The organism is Streptomyces nitrosporeus, from assembly GCF_008704555.1.
In the GTDB taxonomy this organism is placed as follows: Bacteria; Actinomycetota; Actinomycetes; order Streptomycetales; family Streptomycetaceae; genus Streptomyces; species Streptomyces nitrosporeus.
Genome location: NZ_CP023702.1, coordinates 6,086,961 through 6,102,294 on the forward strand (window position 1 = coordinate 6,086,961; position 15,334 = coordinate 6,102,294).

Here is a 15,334-nt window from a genome sequence, read left to right on the forward strand (position 1 = left end):
GAACCGGCGGCGGAGGCTGCCTCCGCGCTGGTTACGGCAGAGCTGGAGAGAAGAAGAGTCATGCGCGTCGAGATCTGGAGCGACATCGCCTGCCCCTGGTGCTACATCGGGAAGGCCCGCTTCGAGAAGGGCCTGGCCGGGTTCGCCCACCGCGACCGGGTCGAGGTGGTGCACCGCTCCTTCGAGCTCGACCCCGGGCGCGCCAAGGGCGACACCGAGCAGGTGATCGGCATGCTGGCGCGCAAGTACGGCCGGACCCCCGAGCAGGCCAGGGAGATGGAGGGCAACGTCGCCGCGAACGCCCAGGCCGAGGGCCTGGGGTACCTGACCGAGGGGCGCGACCACGGCAACACCTTCGACATCCACCGGCTGCTGCACCTCGCGAAGGCCCGCGGCCTCCAGGACGAGCTGCTGACCCTGGCCTACCGGGCCAACTTCGCCGAGGAGCGTTCCGTTTTCGACGACTCCGTGCTGGCGGACATCGCCGCGGAGGCCGGTCTCGACGCGGACGAGGTGCGCGCGGTGCTGGCCGACCCGGAGGCGTACGCGGACGAGGTGCGGGCCGACGAGCAGGAGGCCGCCCGGCTCGGTGCGACCGCCGTGCCCTTCTTCGTGTTCGACCGGCGGTACGGCATATCCGGCGGCCAGCCCTCCGAGGTGTTCGCCCAGGCGCTGGAACAGGCGTGGAAGGACCATGAGCCGGCCGGCCTCGTCCCCGTCGGCGGTGACGCGGCGGCCTGCGACGCGGACGGTGCCTGCGAGGTGCCCCCGGCCGGCGCGCCGGAGCGGAGTGCGTGAGCACGGCGGGCGGTGAGCGCGGCACCCCGCGGGTACGGCGGTGAGCGCGGCTCCCCGCAGGTACGGCGGGTGAGTATGCGCCCGGGGCCGTCCGCCGGGCGGCTCCGGTGCGCGGCCGTCCGCCGGGCGGCCCGGCCGGACCGCCCTCGTTGACCCGGGCCTGGGGGGCGGTCAGGCTGGGCCGCATGGAGACCTCAGCGATCGACCGGGCCCGCACCACCGAGTTCGCCCCCGACACCGTCTACCTGAACACGTCCAGTTGCGGCCTGCTGCCCCGTGGGACCGTCGATGCCGTCACGACGCTGGCCGAAGAGAACGCCCTGGGCCGCCGGCCCGGCGGCGGGGACCACGGTACGGTGGCGGCGGCCCGGGACGGCTTCGCCCGTTTCACCGGAACCGACGCCGGGCGGGTCGCGGTCGGCGGGTCCGTCGCCGGCCAGGTGGCACTCGTCGCCGCGTCCCTGCCAGCCGGATCCGAAGTCCTGGCACCCGAGGGCGAGTTCAGTTCGGTCGTGAGCCCGTTCGCGCAGCGCGGGAACCTGAAGATGCGGTACGTGCCGCTGGCCGGGCTGGCCGACGCGGTCCGGCCGGACACCGCGCTCGTCGCCTTCTCGGCGGTCCAGTCCTCCGACGGCAGGGTCGCCGGCCTGGAAGCGGTCCGGGAGGCGGCGGCCGCGTACGGCGCCCGCACCCTCCTGGACGCCAGCCAGGCCGCGGGCTGGCTGCCGCTGGACACCGGCGCCTACGACTACACGGTCACCGGCGCCTTCAAGTTCCTGCTGTGCCCGCGGGGCACCACCTTCCTCACGGTCACCGAGGAGGCGCAGGAGACGCTGCCGGCCCTGCACGCGGGCCTGCTCTCCGCGCAGGACCCCGACGCCGCCCTCTACGGGCCGGTCCAGCGGCTGGCGGACGAGGCCCGGCGCTTCGACGAGCCGGTCTCGTTCCTCTCGTACGCGGGAGCGGCGCACTCGCTCGCCCTGCTCGACGGGATCGGCGTGGACACGCTGCACGCCCACGCCACCGGACTCGCCGCCCGCTTCCGCGCCGGGCTGGCCGGTCTCGGGCACGAGGCGGTGCCCGGCGACTCCGCGGTCGTGGCCGTCCCCGGGCTCGGCAGCCGGCAGCCCGTGCTGGCCCGCGCCGGGATCGTCGTGTCCCAGCGGGCCGGGAACCTGCGCGCGGCCTTCCACCTGTACAACACGGAGGCCGACGTGGACCGCGCGCTGGACGTGCTGTCCGGCTGAGGCGGGGCGAGGGCGCGGAAGGGCGGGCACGGGGGAGCCGGCGCGCAGGCGGGGGCGCCGGAGGAGCGGGCGCGGGGCGAGGGCGGGGAGGGAGCCGGGCCGCGGGAGCGGAGTCGCGGGCCCCGGGAGGGCCCGCTCACGCTCACGCCGAGTCCCGCCGCACCAGCTCCGTCGGCAGGATGACCGCGGCCGGGTCGTCCCCACCGATCCGGGCCAGCAGCACCCGTACCATCTCCGAGCTGATCCGGTCCCACGGCTGGCGGACCGTCGTCAGCTCGGGGCGGGCCGCGAGGGCGGCGGGGGAGTCGTCGAAGCCGCCGACCGCGACGTCCTCGGGGACCCGCCGGCCCGCCCGCTCCAGCGCCGCCAGGACACCCTGGGCCATCAGGTCGGAGCCCACGAACACCGCGTCGATGTCCGGGGCCCGCTCCAGCAGCAGGGTGGCCGCGGCCTCCCCGCCCGCCCTGCTGTAGTCGCCCGGCACGATCAGCGCGTCGTCCGGCGGCAGCCCGCACTCCGCGAGCGTCGCCCGGTAACCGGCCAGCCGCTCCACCCCGCCCGGGGTGTCCAGCGGACCGGTGACCGTCGCGATCCGGCGGCGCCCCGACCCGTACAGGTAGCGCACCATGTCGCGGGCGCCGCCCAGGTCGTCGGCGGCCACGTAACTGACCTTCGAGCCCTGGCCCAGCGGCTTCCCGCAGGCCACCAGCGGCACCCCGGCCTCGTGGAGCCGGGCGGCGACCGGGTCGCCGGAGTGGCTGGAGACCAGCAGCACCCCGTCCACGTGCCCGGCGATGTAGCGCATGTTGCGGCGGCGCTCGGCCTCGGACCCGGCGATCATCAGCAGCAGCGGGATGTCGTGCGCGGCGAGCGCGGCGGTGCAGCCCCGGAGCAGCACGTTGAAGTTGGGGTCCTCGAAGAACCGCTCCTGCGGCTCGGTCAGCAGGAACGCCACCGAGTCGGAGCGGCCGGTGATCAGCGACCGGGCATGCCGGTTCACGGTGTAACCGGTCCGCCGGATCGCGTTCCGCACCGCGTCGAGCGCGGCCGGGCTGACATTGTGCCCCCCGTTGAGCACCCGGGAGACGGTGCCCCGGGAGACCCCGGCCTCCCGGGCGACGTCATGGATCGTCGGAGGCCGGCGGCGTCCCGTGCCGTTCTGTTCTGTGCGGCTCATGGTGCAAGATCTTTCATCAGGAGGAGCCCTGGTGAGGAGCTGTCAGGACTTTACGGCGCCGGAGAGCAGGTCCAGGCTCCAGAACCGCTGGATCACCAGGAAGAGCGCGATCAGCGGGATGATCGCCAGCAGTGCCCCGGTGATGACCAGCGTGTAGAGCGCCGGGGTGTTCGAGCCCTGCTGGAGCAGTGTGTAGAGCCCCAGGGTGACCGGGAACTTCTCGTCGTCCCCGAGCATGATGTACGGAAGCAGGAAGTTGTTCCACACCGCCACGAACTGGAACAGGAACACCGTCACCAGCCCCGGCAGCATCATCGGCAGCGCGATGGCGCGGAAGATCCGCCACTCGCCGCCGCCGTCCGTCCGGCCCGCCTCGATCACGTCGGCGGGCACGGCCGCCGTCGCGTAGATCCGGGCCAGGTACACGCCGTACGGGGAGAGGACCGCCGGCAGCAGTTTGGTCGGGAGGGGCGGAGCGCTCATCAGGATTCCCCCTGCTCGTACGGGAGTTGGACGCCTTCAGGAAGCCGGAGGGCAGGGCGGGGGCGGCCGAGAAGACGGGCTCGGGCAGCTCGGTGGCATCCAGCGGGTAGAGGAAGGGGCTGACGTCCGGCAGATGGAGGAAGCCCCACATCAGCGCGGCGACGACACCCGGGATCGCGTACGGCAGGAAGATCGCCGGCCGGGAAAAGCCGCGCAGCCGGACCCGCTCTGTGTCCAGGAGCAGGGCGAACAGCAGGGCCAGGCCCAGCATCACCGGGACGGTGATCACCCCGTGGCCGAGGACGCGCGGCGCCCCGCGCAGCAGCTCGGAGTCGGACAGGGCGTCACCGTAGTTGGCGCCGGACCTGTTGTTCGAGGTCCACTCCTGAACCGGCTTTCTGGACTCCTTCAAGCACGTGTCCGACCGGCCCACCCGCACGGAGGGGCTGCTCGTCTCCCTGGCGGCACTGCTGGTGGCGGTGGGCTGCAGCATCGGCCTGACCCCGGTCATCGACACCACCAACACCCGCAAGGCGCTGACTTGCTCACGGCTGTCCCACGTGGATCAGGACTATCTGCGCGCGGACACTGTCGCCGCGGCGAACGCCGCGCTGATCACCGCGCAGTCCCGTATCGGGCTGGCCCAGATATGGGGCGGTGGGCTGCTTGCCTCTGCCGACGGGCTGCGTTTCGTCGTCCCCGTCAAGAGCGTCAACGCTGCTCCCTCGCCCAAGTATTACGGATACAAGCGGGGACCGGCCTGGCTAAATGCCGTCAATGACCAGATCGCGGGGATCGGCGCGATGGTCGTGCGCGGTCCCCCGCGCTACAGCCTGTATGCCTTCGCGGACGACGAAGGCTGACGAGGACTGCACCTGGACTCGCCGCCGGACCGCTCTAGGCCATTTCGTTTGGATCAGTTGGTCGTTGGTCCGGGTGTGCCGTTGACTGACGCGCAGTGGGCGCGGATCGAGCCGTTGCTCCCGGACCGGACGCCGAAGCGGGGTGGCCGCTGGCGTGACCATCGTGAGGTGATCGACGCGATCGCCTACAAGTTCCAGACCGGTACGCAGTGGGTGCACCTGCCGGAGAAGTACGGCAACTGGCGGGGTGTCTACAACCGGCTGCGGATGTGGGCCGTCGACGGTACCTGGGAGCGGGTCTTCACCGCCCTGGTGGCCCAGGCCGACGCCGACGAGGACGTCAGCTGGGCCGTCTCGGTCGACTCCACGATCGTGCGGGCCCACCAGCACGCGGCCGGGGCCCGTAAAAAGGGGCCCCGGCCGGCGAACCCGGCGACCACGCCATCGGCCGTTCCCGCGGCGGACTGACCACGAAGATCCACCTCGCCGCCGATGCCCGCTGCCGGCCCCTCGCGTTCGTCCTCACCGCCGGACAGGCCGGTGACGCACCTGCCTTTCCCGAGGTCATGGCCCGCCTGCGGGTCCCCCGTCGGCGAGGACGACCCCGCACCAGGCCGGACGTGGTCCTCGCCGACAAGGCATACTCCTCCCGCGCCATCCGCGAACACCTGCGCAAGCGCGGCATCCGGGCCGTGATCCCCGTCCCCGCAGACCAACGCCGCCACCGGCTCCGCCGAGGCAGCCGAGGCGGCAGACCACCAGCCTTCGACCGCGAGACCTACAAACAGCGCAACACCGTCGAGCGGTGCATCAACCGCCTCAAACAGTGGCGAGGCATCGCCACCCGCTACGAGAAAACCGCCACCATCTACCTGGCCGGACTCCACGTCGCGGGCATCTTCCTCTGGTCCGCCCGATGATCCAAACGAAACTGCCTAGGCCTCTTCGGGCGTGGGGCGCCCATCATTCTGACCTGTTGGATGGCTGAGCTCGCGGCTCATGCCTGACGGTATTCCGGATTCGTCGTATGGATACCGTTTTCGAGCGTGCGGATGACAGTGGAGACGATGCCGTGCCTCGGCAGCCCACATGCCTCGGCGTCCTGGTACCCGGTGTACACCAGCGACCAGAGCACACGTTGGATCCAGGCGGGAGCGACGTCCGGGTCGAAGGCGCCTTCGGCTTGCCCGCGCTTGATGAGAGTGAGCACCGGGTCGTCGAGAGGCTCCGGTGTCTTTGCTGCGCCGTGGCCTTCCAGAACGCGTGGATCGCCGAAGAGGAATACCAGCCGCTCGCCGACCGCCACCATCGCCGTCACCAGCCTGCGCATCGCCTCGATGGGGGAGCCCTGGTCGATGGCCGCGCCGGCCACCGACTCATCGATCGCTGCGATGGAGTCCTCGATGGCTGCGCTGATGAGCCCGGTGCGGTCGGAGAAGTGGCGGTGCAGTGTTGTGCGGCCGACACCGGCGGCGTCTGCGATATCCGCCAGCGTGGCGTGATAGTCGCGGCCGAGCACAGAGGCGGCCGCGCTGAGGATGGCGCGGCGTGTACGAGTGCGCGTTCGTGCTCCTGCGGCCTCGGGGCCAGGCTCCTTCATGCTGGTCACTGTACTACCGAACCCCAATAAGTTACTTTGCTGATCATTAATGGAACATCGATGTTCCATTAGGTGATACGTTTGTCCCCCAGGTGACCTTTGCCCGGAGGAGGAACGGCGATGGCCCGCAGAGACCGGCGTCACCCTGAGAACGTGGCCGGAGACTGGTTTGTCGACGACCGCTGTATCGGCTGCGGAGGTTCGGTCTCGCTCGCGCCGACGCTGTTCGGGCCGGCAAGCGACGGCGAGCATTTCGTCATGACCCGCCAGCCGGCCACCGAAGGTGAGATCCTGCAGGCACAGCTCGCCGCCGAGGTGTGCCCGTCCCGGTCGATCGGCACCGAATCCGGCGTGACGTGGCGGCGACACCACCCCTTGGAGATCACACCCGGCACCTGGCGGACGGGCTCGAACTCGCCCGGAACCGCAGGCGGCAACGCCTTCCTCGTGCAGCGCGCCGAGGGCAACCTCCTCGTCGACGCGCCGCGCTTCACCCCGTCGCTCTGCGCCTGGATGGAATCGCTCGGTGGAATCACGACGATCTTGCTGACGCACCGCGACGACGTCGGCGACGCCGAGCGCTATGCCGATGCATTCGGCTCTCAAGTGGTCATCCATGCCGCCGACGCTGAAGCCGCCCCATTCGCAGGCCGGATCCTGAGAGGTGTCGAGACCTGCGAGGTTGCCGTCGGCGTGCTGGCGATCCCCACCCCCGGGCACACCGAGGGACACGTTATGTACCTGAATGACGACGGCACCCTGTTCACCGGCGACTCGCTCGGCTGGGACCCCTATCGTCATGACCTCGGCGCGGAGCCGTCCGTGTGCTGGTACTCCTGGCCCGCCCAGGTCGGCTCACTCCAGCGGCTCGACGGCTTCAATTTCGCACGGGTCGTTCCCACCCACGGCACGATGAGCCCGACGCTCGAACCGGGCGACATGCGTCGGCGGCTGCAGGCGCTGGTCGCCCGCCTGCAGCGCGACCTGGCGGACGAGTAGCACGCTCCACTCGCACGGGTCCGCGGCGCTGACGCGGACTGTGCGAGTGGAGCGTGATGTGCGGGCGGTCGGACGGTTCCCGCGTCGCCAGGCGCTGCCGGAGTCGGTGGTCGGCAGGCGCGCGGCACCGCTGAAGCCGTCTTGGGGCCACCACGCCGATCGGTACGGCCCCATCCGCGTGACGACCTTCAAGAGACCTTCGTTTCCGGAGATCACCCCGCAGTGTCGGCCAGGTCTCGCAGAGTCTTCAAGAACCCCCTGGGAAACCGGGGTCATCCAATAGCCCCGGACCACCGTTTCCTGACAAGGTTCGGGGCCGCCTCCCGCACCGGCCGAGCCGGGCCTCCTCGCCTCCGAACCCCTCGTCCGCACCGAAATCAAGACCGGATACGCCCGGGTCTCAACCGGCAGGCAGGAACTCGAGCGATAGTTCGACATACTCACCGCCGCCGGATGCCGGAAGATCTTCGCGGGCAAGAAGTCCGGCAAGAACATGCTCCCCCCGAGCTGAAGGCATGTCACGAATTCCTCGGCCCCGGCGACGCCCCCGTCGTCCCCTCGCTCGACCACTACGGCCGCAGCCTCCAGGACCTCATCAACATGGCCGCCGAACTCCGCACCCGCGGGATCGGCTTCACCTCGCTGCACGAGAACCTGGACACCACCACCCCCGGCGGCCGGCTCGTCTTCCACGGCTCCGCGGCTCTGGCCGAGTTCATCCACGAACCCATCGTCATCGGCGCCGACGAGGGACTGGCCGCTGCCCGCGAGCGCGACGGCCGACGGCCGGTCCAGCGCTGTGAGCGTTCACAGTAGAGAAACGAAACCGACACTTGTCAATGGTTGTTGCTGTGCGGTTATGTTGACCTTGGCGCCGCGCTGCTGCGGTTGTCGTGCTGTTCCCGCGCTGCTCAGGTGGCGCTGTGTGCGTGTGCACGTTCCCAGAACTTATTCCAGTGAGCCACCCTCTGAGCCAGGAGACGCCGATGTCGCACCCCGAACCCGCTCCCGCACCGGCCGGCCTGCGCAGACTGGCCTTCGGCGGCGACTACAACCCCGAGCAGTGGCCCGAGGAGGTCTGGCACGAGGACGCACGCCTGATGCGGGAGGCGGGCGTGACCATGGTCAGCGTCGGGATCTTCTCCTGGGCACTGCTGGAACCCGACCCGGGCCGCTACGACTTCGGCTGGCTCGACCGCCTGCTGGACCTCCTGCACGTCAACGGCGTCCGCGCCGACCTCGGCACCCCCACCGTCGTACCGCCGGCCTGGTTCTACCGCGCCCACCCCGAGGCCCTCCCGGTCGGCAAGGACGGCGTCCGGTACGCCTTCGGGGCGCGCGGCGCGATCTGCCACAGCTCCACCGCCTACCGCGAGGCCGCCGCCGGCATCACCGAACAGCTGGCCCGCCGCTACGCGAACCACCCGGCCCTCGCTATGTGGCACGTCCACAACGAGTACGGGGTCCCGGTCAGCGCCTGCTACTGCGACAGCTGCGCCGCCCACTTCCGCCGCTGGCTCACCGCCCGCCACGGCTCGGCCGACGCCGTCAACGAGGCATGGGGGACCGCCTTCTGGGGCCAGCGCTACCGCAGCCTCGACGAGATCGAACCGCCCCGCACCGCCCCCACGGTCGGCAACCCGGCCCAGCAGCTGGACTACGCCCGCTTCGCCGACGCCACCATGCGCGAGAACTTCACCGCCGAACGCGACATCCTGCACCGGCTCTCGCCCGGCATCCCCGTCACCACCAACTTCATGACCGCGCTCAGCCAGTGCGAGTCCGTCGACTACTGGGCCTGGGGCCGCGAGGTCGACCTCGTCACCAACGACCACTACCTCATCACCGACGGCCGCCGCACCCACGTCAACCTCGCCATGGCCGCCGACCTCACCCGCTCGGTGGCCGGCGGCGCCCCCTGGCTCCTGCTGGAGCACTCCACCAGCGGCGTCAACTGGCAGCCCCGCAACCCCGCCAAGCGTCCCGGCGAGATGGCCCGCAACAGCCTCGCCCACATCGCCCGCGGCTCCGAGGGCGCCATGTTCTTCCAGTGGCGGCAGTCCCGGCGCGGCGCCGAGAAGTTCCACTCCGCGATGGTCCCCCACGCCGGCACCGACTCCCGGGTGTGGCGTGAGGTCAGCGCGCTCGGCGCGGACCTCGGCCTGCTCGAAGGCGTCCGGGGCACCCGGACCGTCGCCGACGTCGCCATGCTCTGGGACTGGCAGTCCTGGTGGGCGCAGTCCCTGGACTGGCGCCCCAGCGAGGACCACGACGCCCGCGAACGCGCCGACACCTTCTACGCCTCGCTCTACGACCACCACCTCACCGTCGACTTCGCCCACCCCGACGCCGACCTGTCCGCCTACCCCCTGGTCGTCGTCCCCGCTCTCTACCTCGCCACCGAGGAGACCGGCCGCAACCTGCGCCGCTACGTCGAGCGGGGCGGCACCCTCGTCGTCTCGTACTTCTCCGGCATCGTCGACGCCGACGACGCCGTGCACCCCGGCCCCTACCCCGGCGCCCTGCGCGACGTCCTGGGCCTGACGGTCGAGGAGTTCTCCCCGCTCCTCGCCGGCGGCACGGTCCGTCTGACGACCCCCGAAGGCGCCCCCCAGGGCCCCGGACTCACCGGGGACGTCTGGTCGGACGTGATCGTCCCGCGCGGTGCCGAGACCTGCTGGTCGTACGCCGACGGCGTCCCCGCCGGCCGCCCCGCGATCACCCGCAACCGGCTGGGCGAGGGCACGGCCTGGTACATCTCCACCCGGCTGAGCGGCCCGGACCTGGACGCCGTGCTGGACCGCGCCCTGGCCGACGCCCGGATCGCACCGCGCACCTCGCTCGCCCGCGACGTCGAGGCCGTACGCCGTACCGGGGAGAGCGGCAGCTACCTCTTCCTGATCAACCACACCGGCACCGCGGCGGAGGTACCGCTGGAGACCCCCGGCACCGAACTCCTCACCGGTGAGCGGGCCGGGAAGGAGTGCACCGTCCCGGCCGGTGCCGTCCGCGTCGTACGCCTCGACGGCTGAGCCGCCGGACCGCGCACACGGGGCCGCCCCCGGAGGTGAGAGGCCGCGGCCCCCGCCCGCAGTACCTTCAGCCCGTCGGCGGGGCGCCGTACCACCTCCACGTGGTGAGCCGCTCCCGGCCCGGCAGGTCCGCACGGCCGGTGGACCACAGCAGCACGGTCCACCGGTCCGCGTCGTCCGGGGCGTCCGGGAAGAGCCGGGCCAGCACCCGGCCGCACAGATCCCCGGGCGGCGCCCACTCCAGCCCCAGCCCCCGGGCGATGTCGTACGCGTGCACCAGCGTCTCCACCACCCCCATCGCCGCGAACCCCTCGGGGTCCGACACCCCGAACACGTGGTGCGCGCGCAGGTCCGGTGAGGCCGTGCGCACCATCGCCGCGAGCAGGGCACCGCTCGCCTCCACGGTCTCCAGCAGCCCCGCGACCCCGGCGGACGGGTCGGCGAAGACCGAGTTCGCCGGCCCGCCCTCACGGTCCGGCGCGTACCTGAACGCCACCTCACGGTCCTGCGGGGGCCTGCGCGGGCCGAGTTGCACGGCGTACGCGAACAGGTCGTCGCCCAGGTGCTCGGCGGTCTCCCAGCAGTCCCACGCCAGCCCGCCGGCCGGTACCCGCCAGTCCCGGCCGGCGGCGGCCGCGAACGTGTCCACCACGAGCCGCACCGCGAGGTCCACGTCATCGGCGGTCACCGGCAGCCGTGCCCCGGTCAGCAGGGCCCGCTCGGCCGTCCCGCACTCCACGCAGAACTCGTTGCCCTCCGGATCCGCCAGGGTCACCCAGCCCCGCCCGTTCGGCTTGCGGTGATCGGCGACCAGGGCCGCGCCGAGCTCCAGCAGCCGCTCCACCTCCGCGTCCCGGGTGCGGTCCTCGGGCCGTAGGTCCAGATGGACCCGGTTCTTGCCGTGCCTGGGCTCGGGCACCATGACGAACAGCAGCGCGGCCCCCGGCGCCTCCACGAGTGCCTCGGGATCACCGGGCGCGTCCTCCCCGGACACGGAGGAGCCGAGCACCCCGGCCCAGAAGAGGGCCAGCCGGTAGGGGTCGGAGCAGTCGATGGTGATGTGCTGCACGAGAGACGTCATGGAGGCCACTGTTCCCTCCGGCCGCGGGCGCGGTCCAGCGGATTGTCCGCGCGCGAGCGGGCCGGGGCGCCCCGGAGGACTCCTTGACCTGAAGCAAGGTCGAGGTCCTAGCGTCACGGTGTACCGGCTACCGCCCGACGACAGGAGAAGACCCCGTGATCCTCGTGACCGGAGCCACCGGAAACATAGGAAGAGCCCTCGTACGGGAGCTGTCGGCGTCCGGCGCCGGGCCGACGGGAGGACTCACCCGCGACACCGCACGGGCCGGGTTCCCCGAAGGGGTCGAAGCCGTCGAGGGCGACCTCGCCCGCGCGGACTCGCTGGAACCCGTGCTGAGGGGGGTGCGGTCGCTGTTCCTCGTGTCACGCGTGGGCGAGGACGCCGGGATCATCCGGACCGCCCGGCAGGCGGGCGTGGAGCACGTGGTGCTGGTCTCGTCCATCACCGTCCGGACCCATCCGCATCTGGGCCCCGCGCGCGAGAACGCGGACGTCGAGCGGCTGCTCAGGGACAGCGGCATGGCGTGGACGGTCCTGCGGCCCACGCAGTTCGCCTCGAACGCGCTGTGGTGGGCGGAGACGATCCGGGAACGGGGGACGGTCCGCGCACCCTACGCCGACACCGGCCTCCCCACGGTCCACCCCGCGGACATCGCCTCGGTGGCCCGGGCGGCACTGACCGGGCCCGGCCATCACGGGCGGACGTACGAACTGACCGGCCCGGAGCGGATCACGGCCCGGCAGCAGGCCGCGGCCATCGCGGAAGTACTGGGGCGGGAGGTGCCGTTCGCCGAGGCAGGCCGTCAGGAGGCCCACCGCCGGATGGCCGCCTTCATGGGCGGCGAAGCCGCTGACGCGGTGCTCGACCTGATGGGCGGCGACGTCAACGACGAACTGCTCGCCGTCCGCGACACGGTCGCCCGGATCACCGGCGCACGGGCCAGGACGTTTCGGCAGTGGGCCGCGGAGAACGCCGCCGACTTCCGCTGAGCCGCCCGGCCCGGGCCCGGCACGGCCCGCGCGGCGGCCGGCCGTCCCGGCCCCGGAGGGCGGCCCGCCCCCGCGGACGACGGCGCCGCCCGGGCACGCGGCGGGGGCGGGGCGCACCAGGCGCCCCGCCCCTGCCGACCGGCGTACGCCGCTACCTCACCGGGGTGAAGTCCCGCGCCCCGATGAACTCGGGCCGGCGGATCGGAGCCGCGAAGGGCTCCTGGGCGGTGTTCTCGACACTGTTGAACACGATGAAGACGTTGCTGCGCGCGTACGGGGTGATGTTGTCCCCCGAGCCGTGCATCGCGTTGCAGTCGAACCAGGTCGCCGAACCCGCCTTGCCCGTGAAGAGCCTGATGCCGTGCCGGTCGGCCATCTTCGTCAGCGCCTCGTCGGACGGGGTGCCGGCGTCCTGCATCTGGAGGGACTTCTTGTAGTTGTCCTTCGGCGTCTCGCCCGCACAGCCCAGGAACGTCTTGTGCGAACCGGGCATGATCATCAGCCCGCCGTTGGTGTCGAAGTTCTCCGTCAGCGCGATGGAGACCGACACGGTCCGCATGTTCGGCAGCCCGTCCTCGGCGTGCCACGTCTCGAAGTCCGAGTGCCAGTAGAAACCGGAGGCCCCGAAGCCGGGCTTCACGTTGATCCGGGACTGGTGGACGTAGACGTCGGAGCCCAGGATCTGGCGGGCCCGGCCCACCACACGCTCGTCGCGGACCAGCCGGGCGAAGACCTCGCTGATCCGGTGGACCTCGAAGACGGACCGTACGCTCTGCGACTTCGGCTCGATGATCGAACGCTCGTCGGCCCGGACCGCCGGATCGGCGATCAGCCGGTCCAGTTCGGCGACGTACCCCGTCACCTCGTCCGGAGTGATGAGCTGGTCGATGGCGAGGAAGCCGTCGTGCTCGAAGGACTGGAGGTCCTTCGCGGCGATGGGCCCGGGCGCGCCCGGCGCGGACCAGATGACCGGGTCCTGGCGGGGAGTGGTCATCTCGGCGGCGCCGCGCGTGGGGTAGAGGTCGGTTCGCGCTTCGGCGGTGGTCATGGTTCAGCCCTCCTCGGTCAGCAGCGGGTAGACACCGTTCTCGTCGTGGTCCTCCCGCCCGGTGACCGGAGGGTTGAAGACGCAGACGCAACGGAAGTCGGTCTTCGGCCGCAGCGTGTGGTGCTCGTGCCCGTCCAGCAGGTACATCGTGCCCGGCGAGATCCAGTGCTTCTCACCGGTCTCGTCGTTGGTGAGTTCGGCCTCACCCTCGGTGCACAGCACGGCCTCGATGTGGTTGGCGTACCACATCGACGTCTCCGTGCCGGCGTACAGCACGGTCTCGTGCAGGGAGAAGCCCACCTTCTCCTTGGCGAGCACGATGCGCTTGCTCTCCCACGTACCGGAGGCCGACTTGATGTGCCGGTCGGTGTTCTCGATGTCACTGAACGAACGGACGATCACGGTGTGATGGTGCCTTTCTGCTCGGTACTGCTCATTCGGTGCCCGTGCCGGGAGCCTTCCCCGGCCGGGCGGTCTCGGTGCCCCGGCGCGCCGCACTCCGTGCCACCGGCCGGGGGCGGCGGGCCGGCGGCGAGGGGCGGCGGCCCCCGCCGTGCGGCGGTGTGCGCCGTCCGGCGGTGCGGTGCGCGCCGTGAGGGCGGGTGTCAGGCGGTCTCGCGGACGGACCGGGCCAGCGTGCGCAGACCCTCGTCCAGCTCCTCGGGGGAGATGGTCAGCGGCGGCAGCAGCTTCACGACCTCGCTCTGCGGGCCCGAGGTCTCCAGCAGCAGACCGAGCTCGAAGGCGCGGGCGCAGACGGCGGAGGCCCGCGCGGGGTCGGTGAACTCCAGGCCCCAGACCAGACCGCGGCCCCGGAACTGCGCCTCGGCCTCCTCGCCGCAGATCGCCAGCAGGGTCTGCTCCACCTGCTCGCCGCGGGCCAGGGTCTGCTTCTCCATCTGGCCGTCCGCCCAGTAGGCGTCGAGGGCGGCGGCGGCGGTCACGAAGGCCGGGTTGTTGCCGCGGAAGGTGCCGTTGTGCTCGCCCGGCTCCCAGATGTCCAGCTCGCCCTTGAAGAGGCAGAGAGACATCGGCAGGCCGTAGCCGCTGATGGACTTCGACAGCGTGACGATGTCCGGGACGATGCCGGCCTCCTCGAAGGAGAAGAACCCGCCCGTACGGCCGCAGCCCATCTGGATGTCGTCGACGATCAGCAGCATGTCCTGGCGGTGGCACAGGTCCTGGAGCGCGCGGAGCCACTCGGCGCGGGCCACGTTGATGCCGCCCTCGCCCTGCACGGTCTCCACGATCACCGCGGCCGGCTTGTTCAGCCCGGAACCCTGGTCCTCCAGGAGCCGCTCGAACCACAGGAAGTCCGGGACCGTGCCGTCGAAGTAGTTGTCGAAGGGCATCGGGGTGCCGTGCACCAGCGGGATGCCCGCACCGGCCCGCTTGAACGCGTTGCCGGTCACCGCGAGCGACCCCAGCGACATGCCGTGGAAGGCGTTGGTGAAGGAGACGACGGACTCACGGCCCTTGACCTTGCGGGCCAGCTTCAGCGCCGACTCCACGGCGTTGGTGCCGGTCGGGCCGGGGAACATCACCTTGTACGGCAGGTCGCGCGGACGCAGGATCACGTTCTCGAACGTCTCCAGGAACGCCCGCTTGGCCGTCGTGGCCATGTCCAGGCCGTGGGTGATGCCGTCACGCTCGATGTAGTCGAGCAACGCGCGTTTCAGCACCGGGTTGTTGTGCCCGTAGTTGAGTGATCCGGCACCGGCGAAGAAGTCGAGGTACGAGTGGCCGTCCTCGTCCGTGAGCCGGGCGCCCTGCGCACGGTCGAAGACCGCGGGCCAGCCGCGGCAGTAGCTCCGTACCTCCGACTCCAGGCTCTCGAAGACACTCAGGGCGGGCGGGGTGATGGTCACAGCGGATCTCCTGCTCGACGAGGGGTGTGACGGGTGGCGGGTGAGGCGGGCGCCGGGCGCTCCGGACGAGGCGTACGTCCGCCGGAAGGGGCGGTCACGGACACGTCGTACACGGCCCGGTAGGCCGGAGGGGGTGTACTTCCGGGCGG

12 protein-coding genes and 3 pseudogenes are annotated in these 15,334 nt (G+C 71.6%); 8 read left to right on the plus strand and 7 right to left on the minus strand.

From position 1 onward, the window contains the following. The first annotated feature begins 60 nt into the window (after positions 1-60). Positions 61-798 (plus strand): DsbA family oxidoreductase, encoded by a 738-nt coding sequence (locus CP967_RS26870; RefSeq protein ID WP_150490442.1) that lies wholly within the window; start codon positions 61-63, stop codon positions 796-798. Between the two features lie 185 nt (positions 799-983). Then, the gene (locus CP967_RS26875) at positions 984-2,045 is read left to right on the plus strand and encodes an aminotransferase class V-fold PLP-dependent enzyme (protein WP_150490443.1); all 1,062 of its coding nucleotides are present in this window, start codon (positions 984-986) and stop codon (positions 2,043-2,045) included. 142 nt (positions 2,046-2,187) lie between these two features. Here CP967_RS26875 and CP967_RS26880 read toward each other — a convergent pair whose 3' ends face one another. Beyond that, positions 2,188-3,222: a LacI family DNA-binding transcriptional regulator gene (locus CP967_RS26880; RefSeq protein WP_150490444.1), complete on the minus strand. Its 1,035-nt coding sequence runs from the start codon at positions 3,220-3,222 to the stop codon at positions 2,188-2,190. Positions 3,223-3,264: 42 nt separating this feature from the next. Then, positions 3,265-3,678, minus strand: a pseudogene (locus CP967_RS35485) (carbohydrate ABC transporter permease); the annotation flags it as partial. A gap of 386 nt (positions 3,679-4,064) precedes the next feature. Between CP967_RS35485 and CP967_RS26895 the strand changes: the two are divergent. Together CP967_RS26895 and CP967_RS26900 are read left to right on the plus strand one after the other, a co-directional pair. Continuing rightward, positions 4,065-4,544 (plus strand): annotated as a pseudogene (locus CP967_RS26895) (Tn3 family transposase); the annotation flags it as partial. Between the two features lie 81 nt (positions 4,545-4,625). Further along, a pseudogene (locus tag CP967_RS26900) lies at positions 4,626-5,488 on the plus strand (IS5 family transposase). A 77-nt stretch (positions 5,489-5,565) separates the two neighbouring features. On the opposite strand, the gene CP967_RS26905 reads toward CP967_RS26900, so the two are convergent. After that, positions 5,566-6,168 carry a TetR/AcrR family transcriptional regulator gene (locus CP967_RS26905; RefSeq protein ID WP_150490445.1) on the minus strand — a complete coding sequence of 201 codons (603 nt, stop codon included), beginning with the start codon at positions 6,166-6,168 and terminating at the stop codon, positions 5,566-5,568. 120 nt (positions 6,169-6,288) lie between these two features. Between CP967_RS26905 and CP967_RS26910 the strand changes: the two genes are divergently transcribed. The 3 genes from CP967_RS26910 (at position 6,289) to CP967_RS26920 (ending at position 10,199) form a co-directional block, all read left to right on the plus strand. Further along, the gene (locus CP967_RS26910) at positions 6,289-7,167 is read left to right on the plus strand and encodes a 4Fe-4S domain-containing protein (protein WP_150490446.1); all 879 of its coding nucleotides are present in this window, start codon (positions 6,289-6,291) and stop codon (positions 7,165-7,167) included. Between the two features lie 453 nt (positions 7,168-7,620). After that, positions 7,621-7,983, plus strand: coding sequence for a recombinase family protein (locus CP967_RS26915; RefSeq protein ID WP_229888306.1), 363 nt, complete (start codon positions 7,621-7,623; stop codon positions 7,981-7,983). A gap of 170 nt (positions 7,984-8,153) precedes the next feature. Then, positions 8,154-10,199, plus strand: coding sequence for a beta-galactosidase (locus CP967_RS26920; RefSeq protein ID WP_150490447.1), 2,046 nt, complete (start codon positions 8,154-8,156; stop codon positions 10,197-10,199). Between the two features lie 67 nt (positions 10,200-10,266). Here CP967_RS26920 and CP967_RS26925 read toward each other — a convergent pair whose 3' ends face one another. Beyond that, entirely contained in the window at positions 10,267-11,280 is a 1,014-nt protein-coding gene (locus CP967_RS26925) for a VOC family protein (protein ID WP_150490448.1), read from the minus strand. Positions 11,281-11,435: 155 nt separating this feature from the next. On the opposite strand from CP967_RS26925, the gene CP967_RS26930 reads away from it, so the two are divergent. Continuing rightward, positions 11,436-12,269 (plus strand): NAD(P)H-binding protein, encoded by an 834-nt coding sequence (locus CP967_RS26930; protein ID WP_150490449.1) that lies wholly within the window; start codon positions 11,436-11,438, stop codon positions 12,267-12,269. A gap of 151 nt (positions 12,270-12,420) precedes the next feature. Here CP967_RS26930 and thpD read toward each other — a convergent pair whose 3' ends face one another. The 3 genes from thpD to ectB form a co-directional block, all read right to left on the minus strand. Further along, positions 12,421-13,317, minus strand: coding sequence for an ectoine hydroxylase (thpD, locus tag CP967_RS26935; RefSeq protein ID WP_150490450.1), 897 nt, complete (start codon positions 13,315-13,317; stop codon positions 12,421-12,423). A 3-nt stretch (positions 13,318-13,320) separates the two neighbouring features. Then, positions 13,321-13,719: an ectoine synthase gene (locus CP967_RS26940; protein WP_150490451.1), complete on the minus strand. Its 399-nt coding sequence runs from the start codon at positions 13,717-13,719 to the stop codon at positions 13,321-13,323. Positions 13,720-13,922: 203 nt separating this feature from the next. Next, entirely contained in the window at positions 13,923-15,185 is a 1,263-nt protein-coding gene (gene ectB, locus CP967_RS26945; protein ID WP_150490452.1) for a diaminobutyrate--2-oxoglutarate transaminase, read from the minus strand. Positions 15,186-15,334: the final 149 nt, after the last annotated feature.

Excerpts from the sequence above, each read along its gene's own strand:
- CP967_RS26905 (WP_150490445.1), bottom strand. The coding sequence starts at position 6,168 with ATGAAGGAGCCTGGCCCCGAGGCCGCAGGAGCACGAACGCGCACTCGT.
- CP967_RS26925 (WP_150490448.1), bottom strand. The coding sequence starts at position 11,280 with ATGACGTCTCTCGTGCAGCACATCACCATCGACTGCTCCGACCCCTAC.
- CP967_RS26915 (WP_229888306.1), top strand. The coding sequence starts at position 7,621 with ATGCCGGAAGATCTTCGCGGGCAAGAAGTCCGGCAAGAACATGCTCCC.
- thpD (WP_150490450.1), bottom strand. The coding sequence starts at position 13,317 with ATGACCACCGCCGAAGCGCGAACCGACCTCTACCCCACGCGCGGCGCC.
- CP967_RS26880 (WP_150490444.1), bottom strand. The coding sequence starts at position 3,222 with ATGAGCCGCACAGAACAGAACGGCACGGGACGCCGCCGGCCTCCGACG.
- CP967_RS26910 (WP_150490446.1), top strand. The coding sequence starts at position 6,289 with ATGGCCCGCAGAGACCGGCGTCACCCTGAGAACGTGGCCGGAGACTGG.
- CP967_RS26875 (WP_150490443.1), top strand. The coding sequence starts at position 984 with ATGGAGACCTCAGCGATCGACCGGGCCCGCACCACCGAGTTCGCCCCC.
- CP967_RS26920 (WP_150490447.1), top strand. The coding sequence starts at position 8,154 with ATGTCGCACCCCGAACCCGCTCCCGCACCGGCCGGCCTGCGCAGACTG.
- CP967_RS26870 (WP_150490442.1), top strand. The coding sequence starts at position 61 with ATGCGCGTCGAGATCTGGAGCGACATCGCCTGCCCCTGGTGCTACATC.